The organism is Terrirubrum flagellatum, assembly GCF_022059845.1.
Classification (GTDB): Bacteria; Pseudomonadota; Alphaproteobacteria; order Rhizobiales; family Beijerinckiaceae; genus Terrirubrum; species Terrirubrum flagellatum.
Genome location: NZ_CP091851.1, coordinates 2,977,212 through 3,001,473, shown reverse-complemented (window position 1 = coordinate 3,001,473; position 24,262 = coordinate 2,977,212). Strand labels below are relative to the sequence as shown.

At 63.8% G+C, this 24,262-nt stretch carries 20 protein-coding genes; 11 read left to right on the top strand and 9 right to left on the bottom strand.

Features of this window, described 5'->3' with window-relative positions; translation table 11 throughout:
- The 3 genes from L8F45_RS14550 to L8F45_RS14540 all read left to right on the top strand — a co-directional run bounded on the left by L8F45_RS14550 (position 1) and on the right by L8F45_RS14540 (position 5,963).
- The gene (locus L8F45_RS14550) at positions 1–1,278 is read left to right on the top strand and encodes a neutral/alkaline non-lysosomal ceramidase N-terminal domain-containing protein (RefSeq protein WP_342358601.1); all 1,278 of its coding nucleotides are present in this window, start codon (positions 1–3) and stop codon (positions 1,276–1,278) included.
- Positions 1,275–2,519 carry an AGE family epimerase/isomerase gene (locus L8F45_RS14545; RefSeq protein WP_342358600.1) on the top strand — a complete coding sequence of 415 codons (1,245 nt, stop codon included), beginning with the start codon at positions 1,275–1,277 and terminating at the stop codon, positions 2,517–2,519. The genes L8F45_RS14550 and L8F45_RS14545 overlap by 4 nt, the downstream gene beginning before the upstream one ends.
- Positions 2,520–2,714: 195 nt before the next feature.
- Positions 2,715–5,963: a PAS-domain containing protein gene (locus tag L8F45_RS14540; protein ID WP_342358599.1), complete on the top strand. Its 3,249-nt coding sequence runs from the start codon at positions 2,715–2,717 to the stop codon at positions 5,961–5,963.
- Positions 5,964–5,972: 9 nt separating this feature from the next.
- Here the strand turns inward: L8F45_RS14540 and L8F45_RS14535 are convergent, their stop codons facing one another.
- Positions 5,973–6,149 carry a hypothetical protein gene (locus L8F45_RS14535; RefSeq protein WP_342363595.1) on the bottom strand — a complete coding sequence of 59 codons (177 nt, stop codon included), beginning with the start codon at positions 6,147–6,149 and terminating at the stop codon, positions 5,973–5,975.
- A gap of 180 nt (positions 6,150–6,329) precedes the next feature.
- On the opposite strand from L8F45_RS14535, the gene L8F45_RS14530 reads away from it, so the two are divergent.
- Positions 6,330–6,728, top strand: coding sequence for a MarR family winged helix-turn-helix transcriptional regulator (locus tag L8F45_RS14530; protein ID WP_342358598.1), 399 nt, complete (start codon positions 6,330–6,332; stop codon positions 6,726–6,728).
- A gap of 26 nt (positions 6,729–6,754) precedes the next feature.
- On the opposite strand, the gene L8F45_RS14525 is transcribed toward L8F45_RS14530, so the two are convergent.
- From L8F45_RS14525 to L8F45_RS14500, 6 genes are all read right to left on the bottom strand, one after another.
- Positions 6,755–7,345, bottom strand: a complete 591-nt coding sequence (locus tag L8F45_RS14525; protein ID WP_342358597.1) for a HutD/Ves family protein — start codon at positions 7,343–7,345, stop codon at positions 6,755–6,757.
- Between the two features lie 31 nt (positions 7,346–7,376).
- Positions 7,377–8,198 (bottom strand): hypothetical protein, encoded by an 822-nt coding sequence (locus L8F45_RS14520; protein WP_342358596.1) that lies wholly within the window; start codon positions 8,196–8,198, stop codon positions 7,377–7,379.
- Between the two features lie 66 nt (positions 8,199–8,264).
- Positions 8,265–8,900: a hypothetical protein gene (locus tag L8F45_RS14515; protein ID WP_342358595.1), complete on the bottom strand. Its 636-nt coding sequence runs from the start codon at positions 8,898–8,900 to the stop codon at positions 8,265–8,267.
- Positions 8,901–9,056: 156 nt separating this feature from the next.
- Positions 9,057–9,452 carry a hypothetical protein gene (locus L8F45_RS14510; protein WP_342358594.1) on the bottom strand — a complete coding sequence of 132 codons (396 nt, stop codon included), beginning with the start codon at positions 9,450–9,452 and terminating at the stop codon, positions 9,057–9,059.
- 3 nt (positions 9,453–9,455) lie between these two features.
- Positions 9,456–9,767 carry a DUF883 C-terminal domain-containing protein gene (locus L8F45_RS14505; protein WP_342358593.1) on the bottom strand — a complete coding sequence of 104 codons (312 nt, stop codon included), beginning with the start codon at positions 9,765–9,767 and terminating at the stop codon, positions 9,456–9,458.
- Positions 9,768–9,875: 108 nt separating this feature from the next.
- Positions 9,876–11,003, bottom strand: coding sequence for an AI-2E family transporter (locus L8F45_RS14500; protein WP_342358592.1), 1,128 nt, complete (start codon positions 11,001–11,003; stop codon positions 9,876–9,878).
- Between the two features lie 254 nt (positions 11,004–11,257).
- On the opposite strand from L8F45_RS14500, the gene L8F45_RS14495 reads away from it, so the two are divergent.
- The 7 genes from L8F45_RS14495 to L8F45_RS14465 all read left to right on the top strand — a co-directional run bounded on the left by L8F45_RS14495 (position 11,258) and on the right by L8F45_RS14465 (position 22,162).
- On the top strand, positions 11,258–12,247 hold the full coding sequence (locus tag L8F45_RS14495; protein WP_342358591.1) for a Bug family tripartite tricarboxylate transporter substrate binding protein: 990 nt from the start codon (positions 11,258–11,260) through the stop codon (positions 12,245–12,247).
- Between the two features lie 26 nt (positions 12,248–12,273).
- Entirely contained in the window at positions 12,274–17,397 is a 5,124-nt protein-coding gene (locus L8F45_RS14490; protein ID WP_342358590.1) for a PAS-domain containing protein, read from the top strand.
- Between the two features lie 92 nt (positions 17,398–17,489).
- Positions 17,490–17,777 carry a type II toxin-antitoxin system RelE family toxin gene (locus tag L8F45_RS14485; RefSeq protein WP_342358589.1) on the top strand — a complete coding sequence of 96 codons (288 nt, stop codon included), beginning with the start codon at positions 17,490–17,492 and terminating at the stop codon, positions 17,775–17,777.
- Entirely contained in the window at positions 17,770–18,162 is a 393-nt protein-coding gene (locus L8F45_RS14480; protein ID WP_342358588.1) for a helix-turn-helix domain-containing protein, read from the top strand. The genes L8F45_RS14485 and L8F45_RS14480 overlap by 8 nt, the downstream gene beginning before the upstream one ends.
- Complete coding sequence (locus tag L8F45_RS14475) at positions 18,144–18,698, top strand: hypothetical protein (protein WP_342358587.1); 555 nt, start codon at positions 18,144–18,146, stop codon at positions 18,696–18,698. The genes L8F45_RS14480 and L8F45_RS14475 overlap by 19 nt, the downstream gene beginning before the upstream one ends.
- Before the next feature lie 277 nt (positions 18,699–18,975).
- Positions 18,976–20,832, top strand: coding sequence for an ABC transporter ATP-binding protein (locus L8F45_RS14470; RefSeq protein WP_342358586.1), 1,857 nt, complete (start codon positions 18,976–18,978; stop codon positions 20,830–20,832).
- 187 nt (positions 20,833–21,019) lie between these two features.
- Positions 21,020–22,162 (top strand): hypothetical protein, encoded by a 1,143-nt coding sequence (locus L8F45_RS14465; protein ID WP_342358585.1) that lies wholly within the window; start codon positions 21,020–21,022, stop codon positions 22,160–22,162.
- Positions 22,163–22,180: 18 nt separating this feature from the next.
- On the opposite strand, the gene L8F45_RS14460 is transcribed toward L8F45_RS14465, so the two are convergent.
- Positions 22,181–23,440, bottom strand: a complete 1,260-nt coding sequence (locus L8F45_RS14460; protein ID WP_342358584.1) for a 3-phosphoshikimate 1-carboxyvinyltransferase — start codon at positions 23,438–23,440, stop codon at positions 22,181–22,183.
- A 190-nt stretch (positions 23,441–23,630) separates the two neighbouring features.
- Complete coding sequence (locus tag L8F45_RS14455) at positions 23,631–24,215, bottom strand: L,D-transpeptidase (RefSeq protein ID WP_342358583.1); 585 nt, start codon at positions 24,213–24,215, stop codon at positions 23,631–23,633.
- Positions 24,216–24,262: the final 47 nt, after the last annotated feature.

Here is a 24,262-nt window from a genome sequence, read left to right as displayed (position 1 = left end):
ATGCGGGTCGGCGCGGCGATCATCGATGTGACGCCGCCGGCGGGGCTCGCGATGGCCGGATTCGCAGCGCGCGCAAAGCCCGCTCAGGGAGCGCATGACGCGCTGACCGTGCGCGCCATCGCGGTCGACGACACGGCGATCGTCTGCGCTGATGTGATCGGCCTCCATGAAGGAAGCTGCGAGCGAATTCGCGCACAAGCGTCGCTCGATGCTGATCGCATCATCGTCGCGGCGTTGCATACCCATGGCGGGCCAGCCTGCATGCCCGGCCGCATTGGCGGACGCGTCGATGAAGATTACATCACGCAACTGGAGACGGCCTGCGTCGCGGCGATAGATCGGGCGGTCGCCAATCAAAAACCTGCGCGAATTCTGTTCGGATTGGGCGCTGATCCCGATATCGCGCGCAACAGACGGCATGCAGGTGGGCTTGTCGACGCGCATCTCCCGGTGATGCGTTTTGAAGCTGAAGACGGCGCGCGGATCGCCATCGTCACGGCCTATGCCTGCCATCCCGTCGTGCTTGGCGCTGACAATCTCCTGTGGACCGCCGACTATCCCGGGTTCGTTCGCCAGCAGTTGGAGGCTGCGCATCCCGGCGCCGTCGTGGTATTTCTGACAGGCTGCGCGGCTGACGCCAATACGGGGCATTCCGCGCATGCCTCGATCAGTCTTGCCGCGAATCCGGATCGGACATTCGAGGCCGCGGCGCGCACAGCTTCGCGCATCGCGGGCAGTGTGTTGTCTGCGCCTCTCGTGATCACACATGGCGCAACCGCTGTCGCCAGCAGGGCGATCGAACTGGGGCTTGCGCGAAGGGAAATGGAGACTCAGCAAGCGCTCGCTGCACAGTGGCGTGGAGAGTTCGAGATCGCCGACTCTGCGCGGCGCGCGCTGCTCGCCGAATGGATCGCATGGGCGGAAACGCGCACGGACGAGCCGCTACATCCGTGGCCGGCGCGCGTGACCGTCATGACATGGGGCGGCAAGCGCATCGTCGCGTTGCCAGGCGAAATCTTCGCGGAGACGGCGATATCGATCCGCGCGCGGCTGAACGATCCCGATACAATCGTCATTGGTTTCTGCGACGGCTGCCCCGGCTATATCGCGCCAGCGTCCGAATTCCCGCATGGCGGTTACGAGATCGACGAAGCGCATCGTTATTACGGCATGCCCGCGACATTCGCGCCAGGCGCAGCAGAAAAACTCGCCGACGCGGCGGTCGAACTTGCGGCGGAGCTTGAGGAGCGCGCGACAGCCGCACGGAGCTATCCATGAGCGACACCGGGGATTTCCTGCGCGAGGCGCGCGACATCTATGTGCGCGTCATCAGGAAGACGCTGGAGTGGATGCTGGCGCGGCCAACACTGCATGCCGCCTTTCTTAACACCAAGCAGAATAGCATCACATTGCAGGACTATGACGCCGGCGACGGCTGGCGCGCGCCCGATATCCTCTATGGCTGGATTCAGGGGCGCGGCCTCGAAGCGTTGATGCGGCATGCGCAATTCTTTGAGCGCGAAGCGCCGGAACTATCGAAGCCTTTGTTCGCGGTTGCCGAGCCACTCTATCGCGCGCTGGCGTCGCTATGGGCGCGCGACGGTCACGCCTATTTCACCTATAATGTTGATCTCGCGCCGATCATTCCCGGCTCTGACGGAAAACCGTCGCCGCGGAGCCCGGCTGGCGATCTCTTTTCGTACAGCGATATTTTCGTCGCCAAGGGGCTGCTGATCGCGTCGATGAAGTTCGATCCGGCTTCGACCTCGAAATATCTCAGCGATCTCGCCTCTATCGTCGAAGCGGTGGAGCAAGGCCGCTTCATGATAGACGAGAAGCGCGACTTTGCGCTGGGCGCGCCCGCGACGGACGCCGAGGAGTATGGACCGCGCATGATCCTGATGAGCGCATCGGCTCTGCTGCGCGATCTTGGCTTCGAGCACGAGGCGTCGTTTTCGAACCGCTTCGTCGCGCGCATTGTCGAGCGTCATCTGGAGCGGAGCGCCGCTGCGCGTGCTTATGGCCTGCTGCGCGATCGCGCCGGTCGTGACCGCTGCAATCCCGGCCACGCCATCGAATTCGTCGGCTTCGCGCTGGAATGCCATGCGGCGCGCAATAACAGGGAATTGTTGCGCAATCTCAGCCTGATCGTGAAATCATCCTTTCACGCCGGTTTCCGCGAGCCTGGCCTTGTTCTTGGCCTCAGCGCTGCGACGCTTGCGCCCGAGAGCGACCTTTGCCCCTGGTGGTCATTGCCTGAAGCGATGCGAACGGCGGCGTTGCTCTATCGCGAGACGCGCGAGCCCGAAGCGTTGGAGATCTGGCGGCGGACGCATGAGGCGTTCTTCCGCTTCTACTGGCGAGACGACGCCTCGCTCGCCTATCAGATGCGCAACGCGGTGGGCCCCGTCGATCATGCTCCCGCGACGCCCGACCTTGACCCGGGCTATCACACCGGCCTGAGCTTCCTCTCGACGATCGGCGCGATCGACGGCCTGCTGGCGGAACGCGCGGACTGATCGACGCAGCGCCTTCCCTACCGTCAGTGACAATTTGAATCAAAATTTTAGCTGACCGTTACGCATCGATCGACGCCGGCGCTCGTCAGAAACAATTTTACCCCTCTCGCTTTAACGAGGAATTTGAGGTTCCGGGGCATAGGTTGCGGTTGGTGAGGACCTGTCAACCAAGTGAATTCGACGCGAGCCGCGATCTTGTTCGAACCATCAGGCGCAGACATTCCGTCGACGCCGGCGTTCGACATCCGCGAAGCCGCTATTGCGGCGGCCCCTGACGGGATTTGGGCGCTCGACGACCAGGGGCGTCTCGCTTTTGCGAATCCGCTCTTTCTTGAATTCCATGACCTGCCGGCGGAGGCGGCGCCGGCGGGTTTGCCCTGGCGCGACCTTCTTGCGCTGATCGCATGGCGCGGCGCGCTCGACGCTTTGGCGTGCGAGGAGCTGCGCCGCCGATGCGAGATCGGGTTTGCAAGCGGCGCGGCCTTTGATGAGCGGTACGCATTGTGCGACGGGCGCCGCATCCTTGCGAGATTTCGCCCGATGGCTCGGGGCGGCTGGGTCGCGGTCTGCCAGGATATGACGGAGCGCGAGCCGCCGGGAGAGGAGTTGCGCCGGAAAGCCAGGCGCTTCGATCAGATTCTCAAGTCGATGCCGCAGGGTTTCGCGCTCTACGATGCGAACGAAACTCTCGTGATCCGCAACGATCGCTACCTCAGCCTGTACGGGTTCGATCCGGCGATCATCCGCCCGGGCGTCAGCCTTCGCGACGTCACCGATTATTGCGTCAGGCATGGCGTCTATCAGGATATCACTGCGGATGAGCTTTATCGGGATTCACATGAGCGCTTGTATGAGTCCGACTCTCATCTTCGCAGGCTCGCCGACGGGCGTTGCCTGACCGTCCACAAGCATCAGCTTCCCGAGGGCGGCTGGATCATCATCTGCGAGGATGTGACCAGCCGCGAGCGAGCCGCAGCCGAATTGCGTGAGCAGCATCGGCGCTTCGACGCTGCGCTGAACAACATGTCGCAAGGCCTGTGCATGTTCGATGCGGAGCATCGTCTGATCGTCTGCAACGAGCGCTATGTCTCGATTTTTCGCGCCGACGCCGATGTCGTGAAGCCGGGCGTCACCTTGCGGGAAATCTTCGAACATGGCGTCGCGCGGGGCGTCTATCCCGGCCTGACGCCCGATGAGCTGGTGAAGCGCCGCCTTGCGACGATCGCGGGCGTTGGGCCGGGCTCCTATGATCAGCAGATGGCGGATGGGCGGATCATCGAGGTCGCGGTGTCGAATCTTGCCGATGGCGGATGGATCGCGACCTTTGAGGATGTGACGGCGCGCCGTCGTCTCGAAGCCGAGCGCGCCGCCGCCGTCTCCGCCTTGCAGGAAATGAATCTCCAGCTTGATACGACGCTGGAGAGCATGGCGCAGGGGCTTTGCGTCTATGACAGCGATTTCAGGATCGTCATCCGCAATCAGCGCTATCTCGATATTTACGGCCTCGACGCCGAAATGGTTCGGCCGGGAATGGCGTTACGCGACGTGATCGGCCAGAGCGTGGCGAGAGGCACGCATCTGGATGGCGTCGAGGCCGGCGCCATCTATCAGGAATTCATCGCGAGCGTCATCGATCGCAGCGAGCCGGTCTTCCAGCGCCGTCTTGCGAACGGGCGTGTCGTCGCCGTGCGGACGAGCCCCATGGCCAATGGCGGCTGGGTCGCGACCTTCGAGGACATCACGGATCGCGAACATGCGGCCGAGGCGCTGCGCGAGCAGCATCGGCGCTTCGACGCCGCTCTCAACAACATGGCGCACGGCCTGGTCATGCTTGACGAGGAGCTGCGGCTCATCGTCTGCAACCGCCGCTATCTCGAAATGTATCGGCTGTCGCCGGAGATCGTGAAGCCCGGCGTCACCATGACCGAGATCATGCGTTACAGCATCAGGCTCGGCAATCATCTCAACGTAACAGCCGAACAGCGGGTGCACGATCTCAAGGAGAGGCTGATCGCAGGCGATTTCGTTGCTCATCGCGATCTCGCCGACGGCCGCGTGATCAAGGTGATCTATCGCTCGATGCGCCATGGCGGCTGGGTCGCGCTCCATGAGGACGTCACCGAAAAGCGCAGGGCGGAAGAGCATATCGCTCATCTCGCGCATCATGATTCCCTGACCAATCTGCCGAACCGCGCCTTGTTCAGGCAGCGCCTGGAGGATGATCTGGTGCGCGTGCGCGCCGGTCGCGAACGGCTGGCGCTGATCTGTCTTGACCTTGATCATTTCAAGAGCGTCAACGATACGCTCGGCCATCCCACGGGCGACAGGCTGCTCTGCTGCGTCACGCAGCGCTTGCGCGACGCGGTCGGCGCTCATGATATGGTGGCGCGGCTCGGCGGCGACGAGTTCGCGATCCTGTTGCGCGAAGGCGATCGCGAAGCGGCGCAGGAGCTCGCAAAGCGCCTCATTGAAGTCATCGACGCGCCTTTCCAGATCGAGGGGCATACGATCAATTCCGGCGTCAGCGTCGGCGTGGCGATCGCGCCTGATGACGGCGATGCGGTTGATGAATTGATGAAGCGCGCCGATCTCGCGCTCTATCGTGCGAAATCGTCGGGCTGCAGCGCCTATCGCTTCTATGAGTCCGAGATGGGCGCGCGCGTCGAAACGCGCCGCGAACTCGAGCTTGATTTGCGTCAGGCGTTGGCGGCGGGCGATTTCGAACTCGTCTTTCAGCCGCAGGTGCGCGCCGCCAATCAGGCGCTGACGGGATTCGAAGCGTTGCTGCGCTGGCGCCGTCAGAATGGCGATGTCGTTTCGCCGGCCGAGTTCATTCCGCTCGCCGAAGAGACCGGGCTCATCAATCCGATTGGCGAATGGGTGTTGCGCCGCGCTTGCGCCGAGGCGGCGCATTGGCCTGATCCGATCAGGATTGCGGTGAACATGTCGCCGATCCAGTTCCGCAATCGCGAATTGCCAATCCTGGTCATGAACGCGCTCGCCGCGTCAGGTCTGCCGCCGCGACGCCTGGAGATCGAGATCACCGAAGCGGCGCTGATGACCCATGACGCAGCGACCATTGCGATCCTGCACGAGCTGCGCGGGCTGGGCGTCCGCATCTCGATGGATGATTTCGGCGTCGGCTATTCCTCGCTGAGTTATTTGCGCAGCTTTCCCTTCGACAAGATCAAGATCGACCGTTCCTTCGTCGCCGATCTCGATCGCAACAAGGACAACGCCACGATCATCCGCGCGGTCGCCTCGCTTGGCGCGAGTCTCAACATCGAAACCACGGCGGAAGGGGTGGAGACCGCCGAGCAGCTCGCGATCGTTCGCGAATGCGGTTGCTCGGAAATCCAGGGCCATCTCGTCAGCCGGCCGCGGAGCGCGGCCGGCGTGCATGAATTGATCGCGAGATTGACGCCGCGCGTCGACGCCGCCTGAACGGCTGAGTCAGCCGTAGATCGCGTGCCGGAGCATCAGCGCCGTCGCGCCGACAGCGAGCAGCAGGATGCTCATTCCGACGGCCGATCCCCAGCCATACCACTTCATCACTTCTTCCTCGGCGCGCCATTCGATCTTGCGCGGTTGAGTCGTCTCGGCGCCTGAGTTGGCGATATCCATGTTCACGTGCAGTTCCTCCAAGGGGTTGAAAGACGCCTCGACAGAAGATCGGCCTGTGGGCATAATCTTGAGGTCAAAGTATCTTGGAAAACGAGAATAATGGAGTCGGAGAGAACGAGTCAAGCCGGCCGGGCGCAGGCGGCTGAAAGGCTGGGGTTGGCGGTCCGCCGGTCGTCCGCGGCCGGGGTGCTGCACAGCCAGGCGGTCGCGCGCCGGGTCGGGATCAATTCGTCGGATCTCGAATGCCTCGACCTGATCCTGACGGGCGGCCCCGCGACGGCGGGCGAGATCGGCCGGCGCACCGGCCTCACCAGCGGCTCGGTGACGGGGCTGATCGACCGGCTGGAAAAGATGGGCCTTGTCGCCCGCAATCCCGATCCGAGTGACCGCCGCAAGGTTCTGGTGTCGGTGCGCGAAGATCGCATCGGCGCGATCGGCGCCTATTTCGCGCCGATGGAAAAGGCGTTCCGCGCGTTGCTTGAGCGTTACAGCGAGGACGAACTCAATCTGCTCGCGGATTTTTCCGAACGCGCGACCGAGATGGCGCTTGTGCGCGTCGCGGAACTCAACGCCGGCAAGGATTGACGGAGCGCGATCGAGCGGCCTGCTCGTTAGGCCGAGCGGATGCTGGCGACGAGAAAGACGCCTCTGCCGCCGCAAAGACGCATCGGCTTCTGCGCCTCGATGCGCAGGGCGTGATCCGGCCGCAGCGACACGACCCTGTCGTCAATGATGAATTCGGCGGGGTCGCCAGGCGCGTAGGCGACATGTTGTCCGGAGGTGAAAGTCAGCTCCTTGCCTGCATCCATGACCGCGAGAGCGATCGCGACCATCCTCCGGTCGGCGATCAGATTGACCACCTCCACCGGCCCGTCATCGAGGCGCGAGACGATTGGCGTGTCGCCGGAGAATCGCGCCGGCCGGAAGGGGACCCGCATGTCGATCTCCCCGTCAGGCGTCTGCAAGGACAGGCCGCGGCCTGCGATCACGACTTGCAGCCGGTCATATCCCCGGAGATCGGAGAACGGCGCGGGCTCGACGATCGATGTGCGCCCGAAGCGCCAGATGACGCCGCTCCAGCCTTCGACGCCAACGCGCTGTTCGCCGGCGATGTCGATGGTGACGCCGCCGCCATTCTTCCACGGCGTGCGCCGATAGGTCGACGGATCGATCGCGGTCAGCGTCGGGGCGGAGGATTTCATGTCCGCATCGTCGCGCGATGCGACGAGCTTTTCAATGCGCCGTTGGCGAGCCCGCGTCGATGCGGAACTCATGGGCGGCGAGCGGCGCGCCGTCGAGGGTGAGCTGCACGCGATAGAGACCGGTCGGCCAATCGCGCGGCAGACGCACATTGAAAATCAGATCGCTGTTGTCGAGCGGAAGCTGCGCGATCGTCGTCGAATAGATGTCCGGATCCGGACCGGCGTCAGTGTCGAGCGCGCTGAGCGTCCAGCCGATCGTCGCGCCTTCGGTGCGGACGCCTGACGTGCTTGCGGTGAAGCGCAGGCTGCGGTCGCCGGGACGCGGCTCCGGCGCGGGTTCGAGCGTCTCGACCTCGGTCAGGCGGCTGATGCGGATCGCCGACACGGCGATCGGCGTGGCGCGCGATTGCGCCGCCTTCACGAGGTAGCTCAGCACGCCGAGTTCGCGGCCGCCCCGGGAGATGACGACGTCATACGCGCCGATCGGCCAGTTGCGCGCCAGCGGCAGCGTGAAATGCAGTTTCCCTTCACGATCGATCGTCGCTTCGTCGCTATAGGCGATGCGGCCGAGGCCGGCGCTCGTCTTTGCGAGGCGCAGGCTGAATCGCACCTTCTGGCCGGCGGCGCTTTTGTCGAACTCCACCGTGCCGAGCTGTTGGCGCTGCGTGTCGGGAAAGACATTTTCGGGCAGAGGATTGCCGAAATGGCCGCGCCTCGTATCTGCGAACAGCCGCAGCGATTTCGGCGTCAGGTCAGGCGCGGGCTGCGCGCTCGCCGCTGCGATCAACGCGCCGATGATCGTGATCGGCGTGAGCGCATGGCGGACGGTGACGGCGGCGGAGAGATGCGACATGGCTGATATCGAGGAGGCAGCCTGTGTGAGTTCCTGACGACGCACGATCGTCGCGACCAGCGGCGTTCACATGTCGCGCGACGGGCGGCGGCTCGAAAACCAGACCGAGAACGCCATGATCGCAATCGAGACAGTCTTCAGCGCCGTGATGACGGGACCGGCCTGGATATCGAACGCGATCCACAGCAGCGCGCCGGGGATGAAGACGCCGCACATGATCGCGGTCATGCGCCAGCACTGGAAACGGATCTTCGCCGCAAGCGCAGCGTCGCGCGCATCTGGCGCGACGCCGCTGAGATCGACGCCGCCCGCGCTCAAACGCGACGCCAGCGCCATCGCGGCGGGAACGCCGAACCCAATGGTGATGAAGCAGCACATCGCCAGAATGCAAACGAAGACATAGGCCGGCGTTCGCGCTGGATCGGGATAGAGCCAGGTGAGAAAGGCGAACAGGACGGCGATCGCGACGGCCGCCAGCGCAATGAAGATCGCGGCGGTCCAGAGCTGGAATTTAATGATCGAGGAGTCACGGACATGCTCGGCGAGCGCGCGCATGCGCGTCATCTCGCTCTCGGAATAAGAGAAGCCGGGCCACGACATGCCGGCGTCATCGACGCGCGCCATGTAGGAAGACCAGAAAACGAACGGAATCGAAATTCTGGGTTGCGGCGCGGCCTGCGCCACGAAAGTCGTGCTCATCATAGGTCCTTGGCGCCGGAGCGCGAATAGCGGGTTGATGATGAGATAGCGCGTTTCTGTTTCAACGGATTGTCGCAGGCCCGCGAGAATTGTTTCGCCGATGTCGTCTGGCCGGCGAAAAGCTGGGAAATCTGCGTAGAAATACCTGGGATTCCGCCCTCAGTGCGTCAGTTTTTTCCCGAGAAAGGCGGCCAGCGCGAAGGTTCCGAGCGCAGCCGCGCCCTTGGCCGCGCCGGGCGTCAGGAGGCGCGCGGCGCTGGGCGCTGCCAAGAGGGCGGCGGTCGCAACCATTTCGCCGGTTCTCGGCCGCGGCCGCCAGTAGCGGGCGACAAGAAACACGATCAGCGCGAAGAGCAGCAGGCCGCCGGAGATCGAAAAGCTCGCGACGATCTGCCCATATTCCATGGCAAGAATGGTGTGCAGGCCGCCGAGCGCGAAGCCGAGTGAACCCACGACGAGGAACGCCGCGAGCGCATAGAGAAAATAACGCGCCGCCTTGCGCTTTCCCGCGACGACCAGTTCGGTCGCCGCCAGCGCCGTGAGCTCCTTCATCATGACTCACCGGTTCGCGAGAAGCCCGAACAGAAGTCCGACGCCGGCCGCGATCGCGAGCGATCGGAATGGCCGCGCCTTCAATTCGTCGCTCAACATCTTCTGCAGATCGGTCATCTGATCCTTCGCGGCGTCCGTCATGACGCTCGTGTCGACGCCGACGGATTTAAGCTTGCTGTTGATATTCGCCGCCACGCCGCCGACGGTCTCGATTGCAGTGTCAGCCGCGTCGCGCGCAGCGTCTTTGGCCGCGTCGAACTTGTCAGCGACATCGTCGATGTCGTCGTTCAGACGCTTTCCGGTAGTCGCCTTCGACATGTCAATCTCCTGTCATGCGGGATGTCGTCAGGAGCGATCCGCTGCGATGCGAATCTCCCCCATTTCATCTGGCTAACGTTTTGCAGGATTGAAGGTTCCTGACGGCGATCAGGCGTCGAGCGGCGACGCCTGTTCCGCTTCCTTTCTGATTTCGCGATATTTCGCGAAGCTTTCCTGCGCTGCGAGCATGACCAGCAGCAACGGCGTCGACAGCACGGCGCCGACGGGTCCCCAGACCCACAGCCAGAAAATAAAGGAGAGGAAGACCGCGAAAGGCGAAACGGTGAGTCGATTGCCGACCAGCATCGGCGTCACCCAGTTCCCTTCGAGAAGATGTATGGCGTAATATAAGGCGGCGGGCCAAATCGCTGCGAGCAACGTCGTGTCGCTGAGCAATCCTGCGGCGAACAGCAGTATGGCGACGATGATGGGGCCGATGAAAGCGAGGTAGTTGAGAACGAACGCCAGCGCGCCCCAGAAGATCGGAGAGGGCACGCCGGCGACCCAGGCGATCGTCATGGCGATCGCGCCAATGCCGATGTTCACGACGGTCACCACGCTGAGATAGATCGCAACGCGCGTCTCGATTTCGTTGAAGAACTCCCCAGCGGATTTTCGCGCGTCCTGGCCGAGGCAAAGCCTGAGCACGCGCGCCTTCAGATGGCGACGCGTAGCGAGATAAAAATAGACGGTGAAGATGAAGATCAGGAATCCCGCCGCGATCGTCGAGGACGAGATAGCGATGCTCATCAGCGGATTGCCATCGGAGACGTTGAGCCGCACGCCCTTGTTTCCGGAGACGGAGGCGGCCGCATCCTCGATCTGCTGGGCAAGATCGAATACGCTCAGCAGGCGCGATCTGAGCGCGGCCATCATCGCCGGAAATTGATCGCTCCAGGCGGCGATCGGCGCGGTGAGAACGGCCAGCGCCGCAACGCCGATGATGAAGCCGACGATCACGATCGACGCGGCCGCCAGATGCTGCGGAATGTTCCGGCGCACCATCCAATCGACCGCCGGCCCGAGCACCAGACCGAAGATCACGCCGGCGGCGATGGGAAGCGCGATGACTTTCGACTCCCGCAGCGCCGCAATCGCGAGGATCGCGAAGATGCCGACGATGGCGTAGCGCACGATGAGATCATGCTCCGATGCGTTCACGTCGCGCGCCGTTGGCTCGACGTCGTCGAAGCGCGGCAGGCGGGTGAATGCGAATCGGGAGGAGGGCGCGTTCATGCTCGGTTCCGGGCGGACGGGAGGCGTCCGCGCGTGAGCCCCAATGCGGAGGAAACCGCGATGTTCCCCTTTCGGTCCTCTGCGCCCCTCTCGGGCGACGGCGATTCAGCCCTTAGCCGCGAAACAGACGAAACAAGAAACGCCTGTCCGCGAAACCCTGACGATACAGCCGGCGCCCAGAATCCGGAACTTGATGCGGGCGTTCCGCGCCGGCTTTGTCCGTTGCGTACAAGACAGGGTTTTTTGTTCGTCTGATGACTGTTGAGACGTTGTTTCCGATCACCCGCCGGTCGCTGTTGCGGGGCCTTGGCGGCGCGTCCGCGGTCCTGTCGACCGTCCCGGCTGCAGGCGCGCAGGATCCGCGGCCCTATCGCGTCGTGATCCCCTTTCCGCCGGGCGGAGCGGGCACGGCCACCATGGCGCCGCTGATGGGGCCGCTCGCCGAACGGCTCGGCGCCCCGGTCGAACTCGACTACCGGCCGGGCGCCGGCGGCAATGTCGCGACCCTTCACGTCGTTCGTTCCGACGCAGACGGCCACACGCTGCTGCTCGGCCATCCCGGCCCGCTGGCCATCAATCAGCACATCAATCCGCGCAGCTATTTCGATCCGCTGAAGGATCTCGCCCCCGTTGCCGGGATTACGCGCTACCCGCTCGTGATCTGCATCGTGTCGCGCTTCGGGGTGAGGACGCTGGCCGATTTCATCAAGCTGGCGCGCTCGCGCGAACTGGTCTTCGGCTCCTCCGGCAACGGCTCGATCCAGCACGTCGCCGGCGAGATTTTCCGGCTCAATGTCGGTTTCAAGATGCTGCATGTGCCGTTCGCAGGCGATGGGCCGATGCAGGAGGCGCTCATCCGCGGCGACATCGAGGTGCTCTTCGAGACCGGCTCGAACATCGTCCAGCATGTGAAGTCGGGGCTGCTCACGCCGCTCGCGGTCATGGGGCCGGAGCGCCTGTCGATGCTGCCGGACACGCCGATCCTGTCCGAACTGGGCTATCCCGGCCTCTATGTTTCGGCCTGGTTCGGGCTTCTGGCCCCCGCCGCGACGCCGGTCGCCGTCCGGGACGCCCAGACCGCGGCGATCTTTGACGTCTTCCGCAGCTCCGAAATCCAGAAGCAGTTCGAAGCGATGGGCGCGTCGCCCGTGCCCGTCGGACCGTCGGCCTTCGCCGCCTTGATCGAAGAGGAAAGCGACCGATGGAGCGTCGTGGTGCGCGACGCTAAGATCAAGCCGGACTAACGAAACGTCTGGCTGGCGGCTACGCAATGACCGAGGCTCCCCCCGCGCAGTCTTCCTCCTCGCCGATCGGCGGGCTTGAGGCGTTGCGCGATCGGCTGCGCGCGCGAGAGATCAGCCTTCTCATCGGCGGCGGCGTCGCGCTTCTCTGCCTCATCATCGTGATTGGCGCGGTCAGCGCCGTGCTTGGTTTGCGCGCCATCGCTGCGGGTTATGCGCGGCAGCAATCCTACGACGCGGTCGTGCAGACGGCCGCTTCGATCGATGAAAATCTGCTGCGCCTGCGCGTCGCCGCCAATGAATATCTTGCGACCGGGCGTCCGGTCGAACGGACGCGCATGCTCGACGCGGCGCAGGCTCTCGCGTCGCGCGTGGACTCGGGCTCGCTCACCTTGCGCGAAGTCGGTTTCGGTGAAGTCGTTGAAGCGATGCGGGCGCGGCTCGATTTGTTGCGCGACGTCATCGCGACGCTTGGCGATTTGCGGGAGAGGCGCAGTCAGACATCGGAACGCTTCGTGATGCTCGGCGCCAAGGCGCTGGCGACGCTCGACGAGATCGGGCCGCGCGCCTTCGAGTTCGGCGATTTCGAGGGATCGAATCGCGCGCTTCGCCTGCGTGAAAGCCTTCTCCAGGCGCAGGGCGACGTGCTCGCCTGGTTGATCACGCGTCGAGCCTCCTCGCTTGCGGCGATGGGCGAGCGCTGGACGGAGCTGAACGCAGCGACGCGGCGCCTTCAGCTCACCTTGCGCGAACAGCGGGATCGCGAGGCGGTCGCGGGAGTTCGCGACGCGATCGAGCCGCAGGGCGCTCTTCTCGCCGATCTCGATCGCATCACTCAGGACGAATCCAATCTCGACCGCATTCTCGATCAGGAGAATGGTCTGGTTCAGGCGCTGTCGGATCAATTGCGCGCTCGCGCGCAGCAGGCGGAGGCGGCGGTCGCGGCGAGCGTGAACGAGACTTTCGGCCGCGCGCGGCAATGGACCATCCTGTTCGCGTCGCTGGCGATCGGCATCGGGCTTCTCGGCGTCTGGTACGCGTTCCGCCGCACGGTGCGGCCGATCCGCGTGATCACCAAGACTCTCGATGCGCTGGCGTCGGGCAATCTCGACACGCGTGTTCCCTTCACGCGCGCCCGCAACGAACTCGGCCAGATGGCGCGCGCCGCCGACGTGTTCAAGAACGCGATGATCGAGGTTGAGCGCTCGCGCAATGTATTCCAGACGGTGCTCGACAATCTGCCCGACGGCGTGATGCTGTTCGACAAGGACAAGCGCTGGCTGATGTGGAACCGGCAGCTCGTCTCGTTCCAGCGCTTCCCGCCCGAAGTCGCGCAGGTCGGCTCGGCGGCGGAAGACATTCTGCGCTATCAGGCGGTGCGCGGCGATTTCGGTCCTGGCGATCCCGAACCTTATGTGCAAGCGGGACTGGAGCGCATGTGGACGCCCGGCGGCGTCCGCTACCATCGCTGGGCCGCGTCCGGCCGCTACATCGAGTTCAACTTCAAGCCGCTGCCGGGCGGCGAACTGCTCGCCTATTATCGCGATCTCACCGAGATGAAGGAGATCGAGGATGAGGTGCAGAAGGCGCGCGAGCGCCTGCAGGGAGCGATCGAGGGGCTTGCGAGCGGCTTCGCGCTTTATGATTCCGACGATCGCCTGGTGATCTGGAACAAGCGTTTCGAGGAATTCACGCCGGGCATTTCGGACTTCCTCAAGGTCGGCGCGAAATTCTCCGACATCGTGCAGGCGGCGGCGGACAAGGGACAGTTCCGCGACGCGATCGGCAATGAAGAGGCGTGGCTGCACGAGCGGCTGGTTTATCACAGCGAGCCCGAAGGCTATCTCATCAACCAGTTACCTGACGGCCGTTGGGTGCAGCTCAACAAGCGCCGCACCGCCGGCGGCGACACCGTCTCCGTTTTCACCGACATCACCGAGATCAAGCAGAAGGAGCAGGAGGTCACCAAGGCCACAGAACTGCTGCGCGATGCGATCGAAAGCCTCGCCAGCGGCTTTGCGCTTTACGACGCGGAAGATCGCCTGGTGATCTGGAACAAGCGCTTCGAGGAGTTCGCGCCCGGCGTCTCCGACGTGATCAGGAAAGGCGCGAAGTTCGAGGACATCATTCGCACGTCCGTTGAGCGCGGCATGATCGCGAACGCCATTGGCCGCGAAGAGGAATGGATCGCCCAGCGCGTCGCCTATCACAGGCTGCCGGAAGGTTATCAGATCAACCGCGTGCCGGATGGACGGTGGATCCAGCTCAACAAGCGGCGCACCAGCGGCGGCGACATGGTCGCCGTGTTCACCGATATCACCGAGATCAAGCAGAAGGAGGAGGAGGTCACCAAGGCCACCGAACTTCTGCAGGACGCGATCGAAGGTCTCGCCAGCGGCTTTGCGATCTATGACGAGCAGGATCGCCTCGTCATCTGCAACAAGCGTTATGAGGAGCTGACCCCGAGCATCGATGGTTTCCGCAAGCCCGGCGCCAATTTCGAGGAAATGCTCCGGGCCGCCGTTGCTGCGGGACAGATCCCGGAAGCGCGCGGGCGCGAAGAGGAGTGGCTGAAATTCCGTATCAGGCATCATCGCCAGCCGAATGAGCGCATCGTCACGCGAGTCGATGACGGGCGCTGGGTGCATATCGAGAAACAGGTGACCAAGGCCAACCATGTCGTGTCGGTTTTCACTGACGTCAGCGACATGAAGAAGACCGAGCAGGCGGTGCGTGACGCGCAGGACCGCCTGCAGGACGCCGTCGACAGCCTCGGCAGCGGCTTTCTGCTGTGCGATTCAGATTCGCGCCTGATCGTCTGGAACGAGCATCTCAACGAAATGCTGCCGGGCCTCGAGGACGTGCTGAAGGTTGGCGCGCGCTTCGGCGATCTCGTGCGCGTGGCGATCTCAAGAGGCATTCTCCGCGGCGTCGACATGAAGTCCGAAGAATGGATTTCGGATCGCCGCATCGACAAGGCCAACGCCGCTGCGCGGCTCTCGCAGACGACGGTGGAGACCATCACCGGCCGCTGGGTGCAGATGACGCGCCAGCGCAGCGCCAACGGCAACACGGTCGCGATCCTCGTCGACATCACCGAGATGAAAAACCGCGAGATCGAGCTTGATCGTCTCGTCGTCGCGCTTGAGGCGGCGCGCGATACGGCCGACAAGGCGCGCGCCGACGCTGAAGCCGCAAACCAGGCGAAATCGACCTTCCTCGCGACCATGAGCCACGAAATCCGCACGCCGATGAATGGCGTGCTCGGCATGCTCGAAGTGATCGAACATGGCGATCTCGCCGAACGTCAGCGCACGCAGGTGAAGCTTGCGCGCTCTTCGGCCACATCGCTCCTGAACATCATCGACGACGTGCTCGACTTCTCCAAGATCGAGGCCGGCCGGCTTGAACTGGAGAAGGTCGACGTCGATCTGCTCAGCCTCGTCGAAGGCGTCGCGGAGACGATGACGGAGGGCGCAAGACGCAAGGGGCTTTCGCTTTACGCCGAGGTCGATCCGCTGCTGCCGGAAAAGATCGTCGGCGACCCCACGCGGCTCCGGCAGATTCTCTTCAATCTCGTCGGCAACGGCATCAAGTTCACCGAAGCAGGCTCCGTCAGCATCGTCGCCGAAAGCATCGCGCGCGATGGCGACGCCTTCATGCGTCTGACCGTCGGCGACACCGGCATCGGCATGACGGGGGAACAGCGCGACCGTCTGTTCACGCCTTTCGAGCAGGCCGATGCGACCACGACGCGCCGTTTCGGCGGCACGGGTCTTGGCCTGTCGATCGTCGCTCGCCTTGTCAATCTCATGGGCGGAACCGTTACGGCGCAGAGCGCGCCAGGCCATGGCTCCGTCTTCATCGTCGAAATCCCGATCGTCTCGGCGGCGAAGCAGTCTGCGCGTCCGCAGGTGCTGGCCGGCCTTTCGATCGCCGTCGCCATGGCCGACACCGATGCGGCCAAGCGGCTTGCCGGACATTTGAGCCAGCGCGGCGCGTCGGTTGAAATCCTCAGCGCCGATCTCGACAGCGGTCACAGCGCCAATATGGGCCTCGCCTGCGACATGCTCGTCGCCGAACGCGCGGCCTGGTCGGCACCCGGCGCCATCGACCGTCGGCGCGGCCCGGCGCGGCATATCTTTCTCGATGGGTGGGACGCGAAGCCCGGCGATGAGACAAGCCGCTCCGTCGGCATGCCGTGGCGCGTCGAGAGCATCGTCGCGGCCGCAGCCAGCCTCGATGGTCGATCATTCAAGGCGTCCGCGTCTGCGGCGTTCGATACGAGCGGAAGATGGGCGCGCGGCGCGGAAGAAGTTGGCTCCGACGCGCCAGGCTCGCCCGCCGGGCGCGCGAAAGCGAACGGCGCGGCGCCGCGCGCCGACAGAGCTGCGACGGCGAAGCCGTCGGGCGCGGAGATTCTCATCGTCGACGATCATCCCGTGAATCGCGAAGTGATCCGCCGCCAGCTCGAACTTCTCGGTCATGCGACAGACGAGGCCGATAATGGATCGACCGCTTTTGCGTTGTGGCAGGGGGGCCGGCACCGACTCGTGATCACTGACTGCCACATGCCTGTTCTCGATGGCTTTGGATTGACCGCGGCGATCCGCGCGGCGGAAGAGGGCGGCGCCCACCGCACGCCGATCGTCGCCCTGACCGCGAACGCGCTTGCCGGCGAATCCGATCGCTGCCTCGCGGCGGGCATGGACGATTATCTCGCCAAGCCCGTGCCGCTCGACAAACTTCGCGCCACCATCGATCGATGGCTCGAGCGCGCCGGCGCAGGAGATCAAGCGAAAATGAACGATGCAGCCGACAAGAGCGAAGCGGCGCTGGATCGAAGCGTGCTGGCTGATCTCTTCGGCGATGATGACGCGACGATTGCGCGGCTCATCGGGACCTTTGTCGAGACGACGCGCGCCTCGCTGTCCGACATCGATCATGCGTTCGGCGATGGAAACTCCTCGACCATCGCCGAGATCGCCCATCGCATGAAAGGTTCGGCGCGCATGGTTGGCGCGCAAAAGCTGGCGCAGGTGGCGGAATCGATCGAGAAGGCGGCGAAGGCTGGTGACGTCGCCGCGGCGCGCGCGCACCAGCGCAGTTTGCAGAGCGCGGCGGAGAAGACGTTCGCGGCGGCGGGCGCGTAGAGCCTTTTGGCGGCGCGATAGCCCCGCGCCGAACGCGCGCGAAGAGCACAGGAATATCGCGATTATCGCTGGCTCTTGCAAAATATCGCGCAATGTGCGATATTGGTGGCTTGAAAACAATTGTCTTCACCACTGCGGCGGCAAAGGATCTCGATGCGCTTCCGCCGGACGCGCGGGAACAGGTAGCTGACGCGTTGTCTCGCTACGCGATTTCAGGCGAGGGCGATGTGAAGCGATTGTCGGGACGGGGCGGTCTGCGTCTCCGGGTCGGACGATATCGGGTGATCTTCGACGAAGACTCCCGGACGATTCTCGCAATCTATGTAGGTCTCCGGCAGACCACGACTTATCGAAAGAGTGAAGGAGGTCGCCATGGCTGAGGTTCAGATTATCAAGAGCCCCACCGGCGAGGAAATGGTGGTGCTCTCGCGCGCTGACTACAATGCGCTTGTCGCTGCCGCGGCTGACGTGGAGGAAGATGAGAACGACGTCGCGACCTATGATCGGCGTAAGCTGGAGTTGGCGTCGGGTGAAGAGGAGTTATTGCCGGCGGACGTCAGCGCCATGCTGCTCGACGGACACACCCTCCTGAGGGCCCTGCGAAAATGGCGCAGTCTTACGCAAACGGAGCTGAGTAATCTGTCTGGCGTCGGGCAGGGTTTCATCTCCGATATCGAGGCGGGGCGGCGGATCGGCGCCGACGACACGTTGAAAAAACTAGCGGTAGCGCTTTCCGTGCCGGAGTCGTGGCTGCGAAGAAAATAGATTCTCCGACAGGACTCGGGCGCCAATTGCCCTTCCAGCGAAGCCTTTCTTACGCGGCGCGCGAAGTGTCTTCGAGCCGGCGCTTAATTTTGGAGCGTAAAATGATTGCCGTCAGCCGCCGATGGCGCCGAAAGCTCATGGTTAAATGTGTCGACTGGCTGTCGCGTCTGTTTACAGAGGGTGAAAGAGTTGATTTGCTTCGGGGAAAGTGTTTTTTGTTCTTGCCTGCGCGGAATGAAGGGATAGCGCGATTTTTTATTGAAGCTTGGGACGCGTCCACTAGCAACAAAATTAGTTTGGATGACGCGGCGGAAATCATGAATTGCTGGGATAAGGCTCTGTCCGCCGAAGAAACTCAAGTGACGTTTAGACGTGGGGAATTCCGAGTTCACATGATGAAGCAAGGGCGGAAATTCATCGTTGATGTCGTAACATTCTATGGAGCTCATTATCTTATAGGTCAGTTGGAAGATGCCGAACTGGCTCTCACGCGCTATTCAGACGCGCGGAAACGCTTGAGCCTCATTCAAAAATAGAGGCGCCAAATGGCCGATACTCGGACTATCGGCTGAGACGCATGCGAGATGGAGGGAAGGAAGGGCGAAGCCGCATAGTCGAGAAGCTCGCCTCAAACGTATGCGCCTCTGGAACGGATCGGGAACATTGGCAAGAGCGTGGGTCTGCGCCTGACGCAGCGCCGATTTTCGCGGTCGAAAATCGACTCCGTTCGCGCAACGCGCCAATATGAGGTCCGACTCAGCCTTGCGCCGTCACGCCGGCCCGCGCTTTGCGAGTCCTACCCCAGGATGAGCAATGCGCCGGTTCCTCGAGACCCGCCTTGACCCTGTTGCGCCTCCGCCCGCCGGCGATCCGCCGGATCGGTTGATTGCGTTCTATTGGCGGTTCCTCTCGCAGGCGAAAGGCGTGTTCGCGCTGCTCGTCGTCGTCAGCATCGCGCTCGCTTTTCTTGAAACGTCGGTGCCTTATTTCATCGGCCGGCTCGTGCATGTGCTGGAGACGACGCCGCGCGATTCCCTGCTCCAGGACGCCTGGCCGACGCTGGCGACGATGGTGTTCGTCGTTCTCGTGCTGCGTCCCTTCACGCTCTACGTCCAGCGCCTGATCGTGAACCAGACGATCGTGCCGCCTTTCAACACGATGATCCGCTGGCAGAGCCATTTCCACGTCGTGCGCCAGTCGCTCGGATTCTTCCAGAGCGATTTCGCCGGCCGCATCGCCAATCGCGTGATGCAGGCGGGGCCGGCGGTCCGCGAGACGCTGGTCGCGCTGATCCGCTCGGTGCTGCACATCATCTTCTATGGTCTCGGTTCGGTCGCGCTGATGCTGGCGCAGGACTGGCGGCTCGCCGCGCCGATGGTTGTCTGGTTCGCGCTCTACATGGCGTTGATGGCGCTGAGCATTCCTCGCATGCGCGATCTCTCTCGCGCGGCGTCGGAGAAGCGTTCGGCCGTGACCGGCAAGGTGGTCGACAGTTACTCCAACATCCTCACCGTCAAGCTGTTCGCGAAGAATGCGGACGAGGATCGCTATGTCCGCGACAGCATGGTCGAGTTGAGCGACGCGTTCATGGCGCAGATGCGTATGAACACCCTGTTCGTATCGCTGTTGACGATTCTCAACGCGATCCTGCTGACCGCGACCGGCGCCATCGCAGTGTGGCTGTGGACTCATGGCCGCGTCGATATCGGCACGCTCGCCATGGCGCTGCCGCTGACGTCGCAGATCATCGCCATGTCGGGCTGGGTGGCGTTCGAGATCCAGGGCATCTTCGAGAATGTGGGCATGGTGCAGGAGAGCATGCTCTCGATCGCAAAGCCGCTGACCATGCAGGATGAAAAGGACGCGCAGCCTCTCGCCATGGCGGGCGGCGAGATCAAATTCGATCATGTCAGCTTCGGCTATGGCCGCACCGACATTCCCATTATCGATGATCTCTCGTTGACCGTGCGCGCCGGCGAGAAGGTGGGCCTTGTCGGACGCTCTGGCGCTGGCAAGTCGACGATCGTCAGCCTGCTGTTGCGCTTCCATGATGTCGAGAGCGGCGCGATCACGATCGATCAGCAGAATGTCAGCGACGTCACGCAGGAAACCTTGCGCGGCGCGATCTCGGTCGTGACGCAGGACACGTCGCTGCTGCATCGCTCGATCCGCGACAACATCACCTACGGCCGGCCGGAGGCGACCGACGAGATGGTTGTGGCGGCGGCAGAGAGGGCGCAGGCGGCGGGCTTCATCACGGGCTTGCAGGATTCGTTCGGGCGCGAGGGCTATGACGCCCATGTCGGCGAGCGCGGCGTGAAACTGTCGGGCGGCCAGCGCCAGCGCATCGCAATCGCGCGCGTCATTCTTAAAGATGCGCCGATCCTCGTTCTCGACGAGGCGACGTCGGCGCTCGATTCAGAGGTCGAGGCGGCGATTCAGGACAGCCTCGCCGATCTCATGCGCGGCAAGACGGTGATCGCGATCGCGCATCGTCTCTCGACGCTGCAGATCATGGATCGGCTGATCGTGATGGATCGCGGCCGCATCATCGAGGAAGGCACGCACGCCGACCTGATCGCGCGCAACGGCCTGTACGCCGAACTCTGGGCGCGCCAGTCCGGCGGCTTCATCATCGAGCCGAAGATGAGCGCCAAGGCGGCGGAATAGCCGCCGCCTTTCGCGACGATCGCCGAGTCGCTGCGGCTCGGTTGGCGCAAAACCCCTGATTCTGCGCCTTGTGCGGCAAAGCACCGCCAGACCCCGTGAAATCGCTATTGTGACGGCATGGTTTTCTGCGGCGTCGGTTCCGCAAGGAAGCGCGCGGGTCAGGAGCCTTTCTTCACGGGGGCTTGCGATGGGCGATACGATTCCGGTTCCGGCGGATGTGGCGAACGGGCTGGCCGTCAACGCCTGCTTCGATCACGACAAAGTCGACGCCTATATGTGGCTCGCCGCCTGCAACAAGGCGCTGGTGAAGCACACCATCCTGCGCACAACCAACGCCAGCAACGCTGTGCTGGATGCATTCTTTGTCGCCGCGGCGATTTCGTCTGCGCCGCTTGGACCGCTCGGCCCCGCCGCCTACTACTGGCTGCGCGGCAAGCTCACCGACACAAAGACGGTCGAGACCGATAGTCGGCGCGAATTGTATCAGGACGCCATCGCGGACTATGCAAGATATCACGAAATGTTCGTCCATTTCGCCGATCGCGGCCAGGCCGCTCTTTTCGCCGAAGAAAAGCGCGCCCAGGCGTGGCGCGACTGGCAAGCGGTGCAAGAGAAATTTGAAGAAGCGAGACGCATCAATGACAACGTCACGGCCGCGCTAAGCACGGCCTACGACACCACGCATCGCGTCAAGGTTCTCGCTGACGTCGGAATGATTGTCGTGGGCGCGATCGTGCCGCTTGGATTTGTGGCCAACAGCGCGGCCGGTCTTGCCTATTCGATTGGATGCAAGCTCGCGAACACCATGAGCGATGTCGCGACCTCCAACATCCAGACTTACGTGCGCAGCGGCGACGGCGTTCCCGCAGACGCCGCAGGCGTCGCCTTCAATGGAGCACAATCCGTCGCGGACGCTTATGGCGAATCGCTACGGCAGGCGGAGGCGAAGCGTTTCGTCGCCATGTGCGAAAAGCTCGCTGCGCGCAAAGGCGATCAGTTGGTCGCCGCGTTTGACCGCGCGATGGCGGATCCTGTCCAGAACGCAGCCGTGAAGGCGGGATTTGGCCTTCCGAAGCCGGATGTGGCGCGCGCTGCGCGCGGGGCGATTGAGGCCGAAAAGACGCTCGCCGCAGCAGCGCGCAACGCCGCGCCCCGCAGCGGCAACGCCATGGAGTCCTTCGCCGGCGCGCCGACAAAGCTCAGCAAGGGCCTGATCGCCAGCACCCGCGTCGCCTCGATTGCGGTGGGCATCTACTTCATGTGGGATGACATCAAGATCGCCTGGGAGGGCAAGACCGCCTATGACGAGCGCATGAGGCGCGGGCGGTAATGTGAAGGCGCGCCGGGATCAGCGCGCCTCTTCCTCGTACTTCACGCCGAGCGACGAGAGCGCCTTCCAGTAATCGGGATAGGTCTTCGCGACGCAGCCGGGGTCTTCGATCGCGACGCCGCGGATTTTCAGCCCGGCGAGCGCAAAGCTCATGGCGATGCGATGATCGGCATGGGTGTCGATCGAGGCGGGAAGCGTCTGGCCCGCAAGCGCGGGATCAGACGCAACGATGAGATCATCGCCCTCTTCGCTGCCGAGACCCGGCCTGATGCGCGACAATCCCTGCGACAGCGCCGAAACGCGATCGCATTCTTTCACGCGCAGATTGGCGATGCCGGTGAAACGCACGGGCTTCTCATTGAACGCGGCAAGCACCGCGAGCGTCGGGATCGCGTCCTGCATCTGCGATCCGTCGATTGAGTCGGGCAGATGCGGGAACTTCGCGATGACGTCGTAGGCGCGCGCGTCAGGCTGCGTGAAGGCGTTCGCCGGCACGCCGAGATCGATGGCGCCGCCGGTGAGAATTTCCGCCGCCCAGAGATAGGTCGCGGCCGACGCGTCGGGCTCGACGAGAAAATCCGCGGCGCGATAGCCGGTCGGCTTCACGCGCCAGAGGGAGAATGACGCCTGCTCGGCTTCAGCGCCGAACGCCTTCATCGCCGCGAGCGTGAGATCGATATAGCCGCGCGCGCCGATCTGATCGCCGGTCAGCGCGATCTCGATCAGGCCGTCGCCGCAGGCGGCCGCCATCAGCAGCGCCGAGACATATTGGCTCGACAGGCCGCCATCGATCTCGACGCGTCCCGCGGGCAGCGCTCCGCGCCCGACGATCTTCACCGGCGGGCAGCCAGTATCGGTTACGGCCTCGACGCCGAGCGAACGCAGCGCGGTCACGAGCGGCATGATCGGCCGCTTGCGCATGTGCGCGTCGCCATCGACGACGACTTCGCCATCAACCAGCGCCGCCGCCGCCGCGAGAAAGCGTGTCGCCGTGCCGGCGTTGCCGAGGAACAAGGGTTTCGCCGGCGCGCGCAATTGTCCATCGCCAGTGACGACGAAGCTCGTGGCGTCAGGCTCTTCGATCGCCACGCCCATCGCGCGCAGCGCGTCGGCCATGTAGCGCGTATCGTCGCTCTTGAGCGCGCCTGAAAGCCGGCTCGTTCCCCTGGCGAGCGCCGCCAGCAGCAGCGCGCGATTGGTGATCGATTTTGAGCCCGGCGGCGTGACGCGGCCGCGCAACGGGTGTTCCGGCGGAATGGGGGTGAGGGTGTCTGTCATCGGCCTTCCATTCCCGGAACGGCTCACGCTGCGAGGGAATGGTCTTGGTGACGCCGCGAACGGCTTTCGCGGCGCTCCCTCACCATGAAAGGGGCGAGCGGGCAAGCGCGGCGTCAGCGCATAAAAAAAACCGGCGCTTGTGGCGCCGGTGGAAGTCAGGGTCTCGAAACGAAGGTGGGCAGGGTGGATATCAGCGCAAGACAACGACCTTCGTTCCAACTCGCACGCGCTGATAGAGGTCGATGACGTCTTCATTCGTCATCCGGATGCAGCCTGACGACACGGCCTGGCCGATCGTCTCCGGCTCGTTCGAGCCGTGAATGCGGAACAGCGAACCCGAGAGATACATGGCGCGGGCGCCGAGCGGATTGTCGATGCCGCCTTCCATATGGGTCGGCAGGTCGGGCCGGCGCTTCAGCATCTGGGCCGGAGGCGTCCAGGCCGGCCACTCGGCCTTGCGCTCGACATGCTTCACGCCGCCCCAGCCGAAGCCCGGCCGGCCGACGCCGACCGCGTACTTCACGGCGCGACCGCCGGGCAGCACGAAATAGAGGCGACGCTCCTCGCTGTTGACGATGATCGTGCCGGCGGCTTCGCGGCCGGAATAGGCGACTTCCTCGCGCGGGATCGCAGTCACTTCCGCGCGGGTCGGATTGGCGTCCGGAACCAGCAGCGGCTTGCCGGTGAGAATGTCGATTTCATAGGCCGAGGCCGGCGAGGCGACGGCGAAGAGCGCGGCGGCGGTGGCGATCGAGATGGCGATGGAGCGGATCATTGTTGCCTCGTGATTTTGATTTGGCTGGCGGAGAAATTGTGAAAGCG

What these genes read in the sequence shown, in the direction of transcription:
- L8F45_RS14500 (WP_342358592.1), bottom strand. Translation starts at nt 11,003, where the DNA reads ATGAACGCGCCCTCCTCCCGATTCGCATTCACCCGCCTGCCGCGCTTC.
- L8F45_RS14455 (WP_342358583.1), bottom strand. Translation starts at nt 24,215, where the DNA reads ATGATCCGCTCCATCGCCATCTCGATCGCCACCGCCGCCGCGCTCTTC.
- L8F45_RS14505 (WP_342358593.1), bottom strand. Translation starts at nt 9,767, where the DNA reads ATGTCGAAGGCGACTACCGGAAAGCGTCTGAACGACGACATCGACGAT.
- L8F45_RS14460 (WP_342358584.1), bottom strand. Translation starts at nt 23,440, where the DNA reads ATGACAGACACCCTCACCCCCATTCCGCCGGAACACCCGTTGCGCGGC.
- L8F45_RS14465 (WP_342358585.1), top strand. Translation starts at nt 21,020, where the DNA reads ATGGGCGATACGATTCCGGTTCCGGCGGATGTGGCGAACGGGCTGGCC.
- L8F45_RS14510 (WP_342358594.1), bottom strand. Translation starts at nt 9,452, where the DNA reads ATGATGAAGGAGCTCACGGCGCTGGCGGCGACCGAACTGGTCGTCGCG.
- L8F45_RS14545 (WP_342358600.1), top strand. Translation starts at nt 1,275, where the DNA reads ATGAGCGACACCGGGGATTTCCTGCGCGAGGCGCGCGACATCTATGTG.
- L8F45_RS14520 (WP_342358596.1), bottom strand. Translation starts at nt 8,198, where the DNA reads ATGTCGCATCTCTCCGCCGCCGTCACCGTCCGCCATGCGCTCACGCCG.
- L8F45_RS14490 (WP_342358590.1), top strand. Translation starts at nt 12,274, where the DNA reads ATGACCGAGGCTCCCCCCGCGCAGTCTTCCTCCTCGCCGATCGGCGGG.
- L8F45_RS14485 (WP_342358589.1), top strand. Translation starts at nt 17,490, where the DNA reads ATGTGCGATATTGGTGGCTTGAAAACAATTGTCTTCACCACTGCGGCG.
- L8F45_RS14470 (WP_342358586.1), top strand. Translation starts at nt 18,976, where the DNA reads ATGCGCCGGTTCCTCGAGACCCGCCTTGACCCTGTTGCGCCTCCGCCC.
- L8F45_RS14525 (WP_342358597.1), bottom strand. Translation starts at nt 7,345, where the DNA reads ATGAAATCCTCCGCCCCGACGCTGACCGCGATCGATCCGTCGACCTAT.
- L8F45_RS14480 (WP_342358588.1), top strand. Translation starts at nt 17,770, where the DNA reads ATGGCTGAGGTTCAGATTATCAAGAGCCCCACCGGCGAGGAAATGGTG.
- L8F45_RS14515 (WP_342358595.1), bottom strand. Translation starts at nt 8,900, where the DNA reads ATGATGAGCACGACTTTCGTGGCGCAGGCCGCGCCGCAACCCAGAATT.
- L8F45_RS14495 (WP_342358591.1), top strand. Translation starts at nt 11,258, where the DNA reads ATGACTGTTGAGACGTTGTTTCCGATCACCCGCCGGTCGCTGTTGCGG.
- L8F45_RS14550 (WP_342358601.1), top strand. Translation starts at nt 1, where the DNA reads ATGCGGGTCGGCGCGGCGATCATCGATGTGACGCCGCCGGCGGGGCTC.